At 39.7% G+C, this 10,485-nt stretch carries 5 protein-coding genes; 3 read left to right on the forward strand and 2 right to left on the reverse strand.

The features are described from left to right. Positions 1-30: 30 nt before the first annotated feature. Positions 31-1,347 (reverse strand): sigma-54-dependent transcriptional regulator, encoded by a 1,317-nt coding sequence (locus K8089_RS01040; RefSeq protein WP_237601404.1) that lies wholly within the window; start codon positions 1,345-1,347, stop codon positions 31-33. Positions 1,348-1,352: 5 nt separating this feature from the next. Further along, positions 1,353-2,441, reverse strand: coding sequence for a sensor histidine kinase (locus tag K8089_RS01045; RefSeq protein WP_237601405.1), 1,089 nt, complete (start codon positions 2,439-2,441; stop codon positions 1,353-1,355). Positions 2,442-2,701: 260 nt separating this feature from the next. On the opposite strand from K8089_RS01045, the gene K8089_RS01050 reads away from it, so the two are divergent. The 3 genes from K8089_RS01050 to K8089_RS01060 all read left to right on the forward strand — a co-directional run. Then, a complete protein-coding gene (locus K8089_RS01050) occupies positions 2,702-3,253 on the forward strand; it encodes a peptidase associated/transthyretin-like domain-containing protein (protein WP_237601406.1) in 552 nt (183 codons plus the stop codon). 18 nt (positions 3,254-3,271) lie between these two features. Continuing rightward, the gene (locus K8089_RS01055; protein WP_237601407.1) at positions 3,272-3,784 is read left to right on the forward strand and encodes a phage tail protein; all 513 of its coding nucleotides are present in this window, start codon (positions 3,272-3,274) and stop codon (positions 3,782-3,784) included. A 45-nt stretch (positions 3,785-3,829) separates the two neighbouring features. Then, positions 3,830-10,485, forward strand: a 6,656-nt coding sequence (locus K8089_RS01060) for an HYR domain-containing protein (RefSeq protein WP_237601408.1), incomplete at its 3' end; no start/stop codon positions are given.

Consider the following 10,485-nt stretch of genomic DNA (forward strand, 5'->3'; position numbering starts at 1 on the left):
CGATGAAAAATTTCGTTGATAATATTTTTCTTAATCCTTAATTTTTCCACGAAGGGTTTTTCGGTCTATATTTAGGATTTCTGCAGCTTTGGTTTGGTTATTATCGGTAGCGGCAAGTACTTTTTCTATGTACTTTTTCTCCATTTCTTTTAAAGGAAGCAATCCGTCTTTTGGAAAGTCTATTTGGTATTTTAGTGTTTCGGGCAAGTCGTTTACACCAATAGTGCGATCGCACATTATTACTGCGCGCTGAATAACATTTTCTAATTCGCGGATGTTGCCGGGCCAATCGTAACGCTGTAAAAGCGCTTGGGCTTCGGGATCTATTGTAATGTAGCGATCTTTATATTCATTGCCGTATTTAAAAAGAAATTTATCTGCCAGTAATGGAATGTCTTCCTTTCGCTCCCGAAGTGGCGGAACATTAATTTCTACAACGGTTAACCGATAAAATAAGTCTTCGCGAAAGGTTTCTTTTGCAATCATTTCTTTTAAATTGCTATTGGTTGCTGCAATTACACGCACGTCTATTTTCTCGGTTTTGCGCTCGCCAACTTTCATCACTTCTTTTTCCTGTAATACGCGTAGTAGTCTAGATTGTACAGACAGTGGTGCATTTCCTATTTCATCTAAAAAAATGGTGCCGCCATCTGCGGCTTGAAAAAAGCCTTCGCGGTTGTCGTTTGCTCCGGTAAAAGCACCTTTTACATAACCAAATAGTTCAGATTCCAACAGGTTTTCGGGAATGCCGCCACAGTTAACTGCAATAAAAGGTTCGCGCGAAAACTTGCCGTTATAATGAATGGAACGCGCTACTAGTTCTTTTCCCGTGCCGCTTTCACCACTAATAAAAATTGTGGCTTTGTTATTTTTAACGCGTTCTATTATTTGGGTAACGTTTTTAATGGCTTCGCTATCCCCAATTATTTCGTTATAGTTTTTAGCTTGAAGATTTTCGACAGCAGTTTTTTTCGTTTTTCTTGTGGACAGCGATTTTAATACGCTTTGTTTTAACTCTTCCTTCGTAAAGGGTTTTACCAAATAATCTACCGCTCCAGATTTTATTGCAGACAACGCATCTTGCACCGACGGATAGCCCGTAACTACTAATTTTGGCATGTTGGGGTAATGTTCCGATGCAAATTGAATAAGCTGAAAACCATCTACTTCGGGCATTTTTAGGTCGGTTATCAATAAATCTATTTCGGTATCGCGCAGAATGGTGACGGCTTCTTTTACCGAAACTGCTTTATAGGTATGATAGTCTAACGAATGTAAATGTCGCTGAATTAACTCTAAAATGTTAATGTCGTCATCTACTATTAATATGTTTTCTTTTTGAAGCATTGTATTTATTGTTTGGGAAAAGTAATAATAAAAATGGCTCCAGTGGGTTTATTTGGTTGATAATCTATGGTTCCGCGATGGCTACGAATTATACCGTGCACTACGCTTAGTCCCAATCCTGAGCCGTCTCCCACAGTTTTGGTTGTGAAAAAAGGTTGAAAAATTTTTTCGATATTTTCATTCAAAATACCTGGACCTTCATCAGAAATTTTTAAAATTACTTTGTCTTTGGCTTCATCTAAAGTAATCTTGATTAACCCGTTTGTAGGAGAAAAATAAATGGCGTTTAACACCAAATTGAAAACTACTTGCGTTAATTGAATGGTGTCTGCCTTTAATAGAACTTCATCTTTTGGCAGGGTTACTTTATATTTTACTTCGTTTTTTTTGAAGGTTGGGTCCAGCAGGTTTAAGGCGTCGTTTATAACGGGCACTATGTTAGTTAGCCCTAAATTTTGAGGCATTTCGCAGGCAAAGAACATCAGTTTTTTTACCACTTCTCTAGAAAAAATTGCGCTGTTTATTATTTTATCGAGGTCTTGGCTGGTTTGGGTATATTCAGATTCTTTGCTTTTTAGCAGTTCGGCAAAGCCCAAAATATTTGCCAATGGGGTATTTAGTTCGTGGGCAATTCCGGCAGTTATTTCGCCAAGAATACTTAACCGATCTGCGTGTTCCATTTTTCGCTTTAAAACGGCTTCGTTTTCGCGAATGGAAACGCGTTCTAATAAATCGCCTACATTTATTGCAACCGTGTTTAATAGTTTTTTTTCTTCCGTTAGAAAATCTTTTTTAGAGAATTTATCTGCCGGATAATGAATTTTAATAAACCCTTTTGGTTCGTTAAAGACATTAATATTATGTTCTATAAAAATTGTTTTTTTTGAAATGGTTGACGAAACAAGATGAAACGGTTCCGAAACAATTTCTACGGTTGCGTATTTGTTATGCTGAAGCGCTTTACGCAAGCTCAAGGCTATTGAATAAAGAGTTTTGTCGAGTTCTCTAAAATCATTATTTACAATAATTGAAGAAACTTCGTAAAGGCAGGTTAGCTCTTTAATGCGTTCTTTAAGATTTTTTTCGGGTGTCATTTTGGCTTTTAAACTTCCTTCAAAGGTATCAAATTTTAATAGGAGTAATGGTTCAGAAATCTATTTTAGCAATTCGTATTTTATATACCAAACCTTTTTAATTTCATAAAAAAAAGTTAAAAATACGTGGCGCTACGTACAAAAAATTGAAACATTTTAAATAACTTGCGATGATAAAATGTTTTTATTTCGTTTTTGGTAAGAAATTAACCAAATAACAATAATTAAACATATTATTAGACTAACCAAATTAGTAAATTATGAATAAAACTACTTCGCGAAGACTCTTTATGCGAAATTCTGCTATTGCCATAACGGGTTTAGCCGTTTTAACTCCTACCGTGTCCAGTGCATTCGCAAATTCTGAAAGTCCGTACGAAGGGTATAATCCATACGCCGAAACTAAAAAAGATTTAAGGACAAGTATTTTTAACACGAATACAATTACAATTAAAGGCACCATTTATAAAAAGGATGGTGTTACTCCATTACGGGATGCTTTGGTTGAAGTGTGGCATCTTTCACCTAATTCTTCAAAATATAGACATCGTACAAAACTGCGTACCGATAGTGAGGGTAACTATGGTTTTATAACAGATTTTCCGAATAAAGAAAAAGGAAAAAGCTCGAGAATTTACTTTAAACTTTCAGATTCTGAGCATAGCCAATTTACCGAATTAATTTTAACTGCTACCGGAAGTCATATTACGGGTGAACATTGGGAAAAAAATAATCATTTAAGAGAGAATTTGTTTCCAAAGCAAACTCGTTTTATGGATACAACTACTATTCAATTTAATATTTCAATTTAATCAACTAAAACTTTTATTATGGAACCATTTTTAGGTCAAATTCAGGCATTCGGATTTAATTTTGCGCCTCGTGGCTGGGCTTTTTGTAATGGACAATTGCTATCCATTGCACAAAATACAGCACTCTTCTCTTTATTGGGAACAATTTATGGCGGCGATGGCAGAACCACTTTTGCACTTCCCGACCTTAGAGGAAGGTCTGGGATACAATTCGGACAAGGGCCTGGGTTGAGTGACATTCGTATTGGCGAAAAAGGTGGAGTAGAAAACCACACGCTCACAACTGTCCAATTGCCAAGTCACTCTCACACTGTTGCACCTGGCGGAAAGGAAGAAGGAGATTCTGACGATCCTACCGGAGCTTATGTTGCAGGAGATGGAACCACTGCCTTTGGAAGCTCTTCCGATATTACTATGGGAGCTTCACAGAGTGGTAACACTGGTGGTAATCAATCATTCGGAATTAGAGATCCGTTTTTGGGTATCAACTATTGTATTGCATTAGTAGGAATTTATCCATCTAGGAATTAAAAACTTACAAAATAAGCCCCAAATTAAAATTATAAATAAAAAATTATGAAAAAAATTACCCTCTTTATAGTGTTTATGCTAACAGCCTGTCTAGGTTTTAGTCAAACAACCTTATCTGTCGGTGATATTGCCTTTGTTGGTAGTAATGCAGACGGTACAACCAATGCCGATGATACAGTAGCCTTTGTACTTCTAAAAGATATAGACGCTAGTACGCAAATTATTTTCACCGATATGGGTTGGAATGATGGCACCGGTTTTTATGCTACGGCAGGTGACGGAGAGTTTACTTGGACTTCTGGAGCAGCGATGAGCGCAGGTACAGTAGTAACTATTAACATGGGGCCGTTGCCGGCACCAGCATCGTATAGTTATATTGGTGACCAGCTATTTGCTATTCAAGGTTCTACTGCAGCACCACAATTTATTGCCGGATTGCAATTTAATGATATAACAGGAGGCGGAACTGATGCCAACTGGGATGGAGCAGCAACTTCTAATTCTACTTCGGCTTTACCAGATGCATTAACAACTGGAACTACTGCTGTACGATTAGTGCCCGAACAGGACAACTGGCAATTTAGCTGCGTGGCAGCAGGAGGCAGTCCTATCACAGGTACTCCAAATGATATACGTTTAATAGTTCACGATAGAGCAAATTGGGTAAGTAATAATACAACTGCATACGATCCTGCTTTGGAGGCTGGCTGTTCATTTACAGTCACAGCAGGAGGAGATACTACCCCACCTGTAATTACGTGTGCTCCAACACCGGCTCCAATTACAGCAGGTACCGATGGTTTGGCAGCGATTCCAGATTTGGTTTCAGGGACAACTGCAACAGATGATGTTTCTACATCTGCAAACATTACTATTACTCAATCACCTACGGCGGGTACTATGTACAATGCGGGAGTATATCCGGTAATTTTAACGGCTACCGATGAGGCTGGTAATAGTTCAACCTGTACAATTAATGTAACCATTAACGAACCACCTTTTACAGCACTTGCTGCAGGCGATATTGCTTTTGTAGGTTTTAACTTGGACGGCGGTGACGGGTTTGCATTTATTCTTTTAAAAGATATTATAGCTGGAACCCACATTAGGTTTACAGATTGTGGCGTAACTAATCCCAATACAATAAGTTGTGTTGGAGCAGGAGACGACCATACCACTTGGTATGCCTCTGCTGCAATGACGGCAGGAGACGTTGTTAATTTGCCAGGAAGTTTTATGGCTTCGAGCATATTGTCTTCAATTGGAGATCAATTATTTGCATATCAAGGCACAAGTGCGTCTCCCACTTTTATTACTGGAATTCATAGTAATGTAGACGCTGCTCCAACTACAGATGCCGACTGGGATGGTGCTAATACTTCTAGCACAACAACGGCATTGCCAGATCAACTAACTAATGGCGTAAATGCTATTAGGCTTTATGCCGCTGGCCCACCGGAAATGGAAGTGGACAACTGGCAATTTGACTGTAGCTCCGTTACTGGCGGTCTTCCCGTTTCTGGAACACCAGCTCAATTGGCAGCAATTTTTAACGATATTCAATACTGGATTAGCAGCGATACAGCAGAATTTACTCCAGCTGCTATGGGAGGATGTTCTTATTCTGTGCTCCCTTCATTTGATACCGATGTTTCTTTAACTGCAGGTGTGTTAATTATTGAAGATGCTATAGACAAAGATGATAATTTAACACTTAGTTATTCTGGAGGAGTTTACACAATTACCGACAATGATGGGGGGGTAATTAATTGTAGTATTCCCAGTGCCACCGGAAGTGGTACAGACTCAGTAACCGTTCCTGAAGCTGGTATAACCAGCGTTCTTGTAAGAACTTTAGGGGGCGATGATTTATTATCAATAGCTTTTACAGGAGATTTTCCAGTACCTGTAAATTATGAAGGAGGAACGCAGGTAACTCAAGATACGATGGCTTTAACGGGTGGCGGTGCTTTTGATACTGTAACCCATGAATTTGTAAATGAAAATGATGGAAGTGTAGCTATTACAGGCAATGCATTAATATCTTATACCGGACTTGAACCAATATTCGACAATCTTTCTGCAACAAATCGTGTTTTCAACTTTACCGGGGGCGCAGAAACTATAACATTAAGTGACGATGCCAATCCGGGTGATAACCTTTCATCTATCGACAGTTCTTTAGGTGAAAGTGTTACATTCATAAACCCTACAGCAAGTCTTACAATTAACACTGAAGTTAGCGGTGGATCTGGTGCCGATGTAGTTAATGTTGAAGGTTTAGATAGTCTGTTTGATGCCAATTTAACCGTAAATGGTGGAACAGACGATAATGTATTTTTCCAAACTAATTCAACAAATATAGGTACAGGAAATTTTGATATTAATGGGCAGACAATCACGGCGTCAGCTGGAGTTGCAACGGGTTCAACTGGAGCAATTACTTTTACAGCTTCACAAAATATTTTGGTGAATGCAACTGCCCAGGTAATTTCATTAGATGGTGATATTACATTCAATGCAAATGCAGCGGGTACGTTAGCTGGTGTAGATATAGATGCTATTGATATTTCAGGTATAGCTCAAATTACAACTTCAGGCTCTGGAAATATTGATTTTACAGGCGTAGGTGTAAGTACTGGTGCAACTAGTTTTAATATAGGTATCAGTGTAAGTAATCTGGCGATTATTGAAAATACAGGAACTGGTAGTATTTCACTTACTGGTACAGGAGGAAATGGGGCAAATGCTAATCAAGGGTTACGCTTTCAAGATCCAATAATAATTAGAACTATTGATGGTGGAATAACACTTAACGGAACTGGTGGAAATGCTTCTGGCGATAATAACGAAGGAGTAACTATAATTTTTGATGCGTTTATTGAAGCTACGGGTTCAGGTTCCATTGACGTAGTAGGGAATGCAGGAGCTGGAGCCAACGCAAATAAAGGGATTGTATTTTTCACAGGTAATATGAGAACTGCCGGCGGGGGCATAACTTTAAATGGTACGGGCGCAGGTTCTGGTGATAATAATTATGGTGTAAGCTTAGAAAATAATTCTACTGTAGAAGATACTGCCAATGGCGATGTAAACTTAAATGGTCTAGGAGGTTCAGGTACAAACGCTAATATTGGAGTGAATATTACTGGAAGTAATACTTTATCAACTGTTGATGGAGATTTAATAATTAACGCAACTGGTGGAGATGGAACAGGAAATCATAATAGAGGATTACGAAACATAGATGGCTCTACAATTTCGGCTACAGGAATTGGATTAATTAATATTACAGCCAATGCTGGAGGGACAGGTGTTTCATCAAATTTTGGATATGAGGCGAACAATGGCTCTATTATCACAGCTGGAGGAGGAATTACCATGATTGCTCAAGGTAATGGATCTGCTGATTTTAATGATGGAATGGTTATTTTAAATGGAAGTATAGTTCAGGATACCGCAGGAGGGGATATAAACTTAACTGGTTTTGGTGCCACAGGTGGTGTCAACAATAATAACGGTATTAGAATGTGGAACCCAACCACACTTATAGAAACCAATGGAGGAAATATTGTTTTAAATGGTACCGGTGGAGATGGTACTGGGGATGTTAATCGAGGAATTAGTATTTATAATGGTGTTACTATACAAGATTTAGGCGCAGGTAATATTACCTTAATTGGAAATGGTGGTGCTGGAAACGCGGTAAATCATGGTATATTTCTAGGTAGCGCTACTTCAGTATTATCGAATGGTGGTGATATTAGCTTTACTGGAATTGGTAGCTTAGGCTCTACAGGGTCACAAAATTTGGGAATATTAATTCTCGATGCTGCAACAGTTTCAACTACTGCCACTGGTAATATTCTCATGAATGGTTCTAGCGGTGACGGTTCAGGGAATAATATTGGTTTAGAAATCCTTATGCCAGGAACAAGTGTAAACACCGTAGATGGAAATATTACTCTTAACGGAACATCAACCGCAACTGCTGGTGCCAATAACTATGGAACTTCTATAGATGCGATTATAAACGCAGCTGGAGCAGGTAACATAGAAATTAATGGTACAGGTGGAAATGGCGTAGGTGATGATTTTGGTATTTACACTAGGAGTGATGCCGCAATTACAAGTAATGGTGGTGATATACAATTAAATGGTACAAGTACAATAGCGACTACTTCAGCGATAAACATTAAAGCCCTTACAACACCTATTACTACTACAGGAGCGATTACAGCAACCGCTAACACAGGGAAATTTAACACCCCTGCAGGTAGCCCGGGATATGCGATTTTTGACGCAACTAATAGTATAATAAACGGAATTTTTGCACCAGGGCAATCTCCGGGACAAGCAATTATTAATGGTAACTTTACTATTGGTTCGGGCGATACAGTTGAAATAGAAGTTTACAACATTACTACCCCAGGTACAGAATACGATCAAATAGTGGTAAATGGAGTAGTAGATATTACCGATGCGACATTAACATTAGTAGATAACTTTGGGGGCACAATCCCGATGGGTAATTCATTAACTATTATAGATAACGATGGTGCTGACCCGGTTGTTGGGGAGTTTAATGGTATAGCGAATGGTTCAGGTATCACTTTTAACGGACAAAGTATAATTGTAAGATATGATGGGGGCGATGGTAACGATGTGGTTTTAATAGCCGATTCTATGCCTACTGCAGTTTGTCAAGATATAACTGTGCAATTAGATGGTACGGGTAATATAACTATTGTTGCTTCACAAGTCGATGGAGGTTCAAGCGATCCTGACGGCCCAGTAACTTTATCTATTGACGTTTCGTCATTCGACTGTTCCGATATAGGGCCAAATACAGTAACACTTACGGTAACAGATAGTTCGGGCAACACAGATACCTGCACAGCTACTGTTACAGTAGAAGACAATATTGCTCCAGTAATAGCTTGTCCTGCAGATATTATCGTCTCTAACGACCCCGGTGTTTGTGGAGCTATTGTTAATTATAATGTAACGGCAACTGATAATTGTAGCTCATCTACATCGACGGTTAATTTAACTCCTATTAAAGACAATACACTCTTTCAAGAAAACCCAGGCAATAGTAATGGAGCTGGACAACTAATGTATGTGGGACGAAATGGTGTGGGAATGAACAATCGTGGACTCATAACATTCGATGTATCTAGTAGTATACCAACAGGAGCTACTATAACTGCTGTAAGTCTTACTATGACAGCAGATCATCCTACTGCAACTAATGGTGCTCATAGTTTTAATCTTCATAGATTATTGGAAGATTGGGGCGAAGGTGCTTCTGATAATGGTATAGCACCCGGTTCTCCCGGCGGTGGATTTGGAGTGACAGCAATTGCACCAGACGCTACTTGGAACGATGCTATGCTTGGAACCCCCTGGGCTGCTGGTGCTGGTGGTAATTTTAATCCCGCATCAAGTGCCACTCAGACGGTTAATTTGAATGGCCCGTATATCTGGTCGTCCGCGACACTAGTTTCCGATGTTCAGGATATGTTGGACAATCCAGGAACTAATTTTGGATGGGCAATCCTTGGAAATGAAACAAGTTTTGGTACTACAAAACGATTTGGCACACGTGAATCTGGTATTCCACCTGTATTGGAAATAACTTATACTTCAGCAGGCGGGGGAGCAACAATCTCTCAAACTTCAGGCCTGCCAAGTGGAAGTACATTCCCCGTTGGTACCACTACAAATACCTTTGTAGCGACCGATGGGGCTGGCAACACTGCAACTTGTAGTTTTGACGTAACCGTTGAAGACAACGAAGCTCCAGTTATTACGTGCGTATCAAACCAAACAAGAAGTACCAATCCAGGTGTGTGTAGTTATACAGTTTTAGGTACCGAATTTGACGCAACATTTGCAGATAATTGTGGAGGTGTTATTATCAATAGTTATAATTTGACTTCAACTCTTGCGGGAGAAATTCTTCCTATCGGAAATACAAATATTACCTGGCTGGTATCGGATGCCGCGGGCAATGGTGATGGCTGTAATATGGTTATTACAATTCAGGATAATGAACTTCCAGTAGCAAACTGTGCCGCACCGTTTACAATCCAATTGGATGCAACCGGCAATGCCACTATCACTGCAGCTGACATCGAAAATGGCAGTACAGATAACTGCGGAATCGCAACCACGACAATTGACAAATCAACATTCACTTGTGCAGATGTAGGTCCGAATACGATTACCTTAACCGTAACCGATGTAAACGGAAATGTTTCTACTTGTACAACAGTTGTAACCGTTGAAGACAACGTTGCACCAGTAGCAAACTGTGCCGCACCGTTTACGATTCAATTAGATGCCACAGGAAACGCGAGCATCACCGTTGGCGATATTGACGCTGGAAGCACCGATGCCTGTGGAATCGCAACCACGACAATAGACAAATCCACATTCACCTGTGCAGACGTAGGTCCGAATACAATTACCTTAACCGTAACCGATGTAAACGGAAACGTTTCAACCTGTACAACAGTGGTAACCATTGAAGACAACGTAGCCCCAGTAGCAAATTGCGCTGCACCGTTTACGATTCAATTGGATGCAACCGGAAACGCGAGCATCACCGTTGGCGATATTGACGCTGGAAGCACCGATGCCTGCGGAATCGCAACCACGACAATTGACAAATCCACATTCACCTGTGCAGATGT

This window comes from Aequorivita vitellina, assembly GCF_022008365.1.
Lineage (GTDB): Bacteria > Bacteroidota > Bacteroidia > Flavobacteriales > Flavobacteriaceae > Aequorivita > Aequorivita vitellina.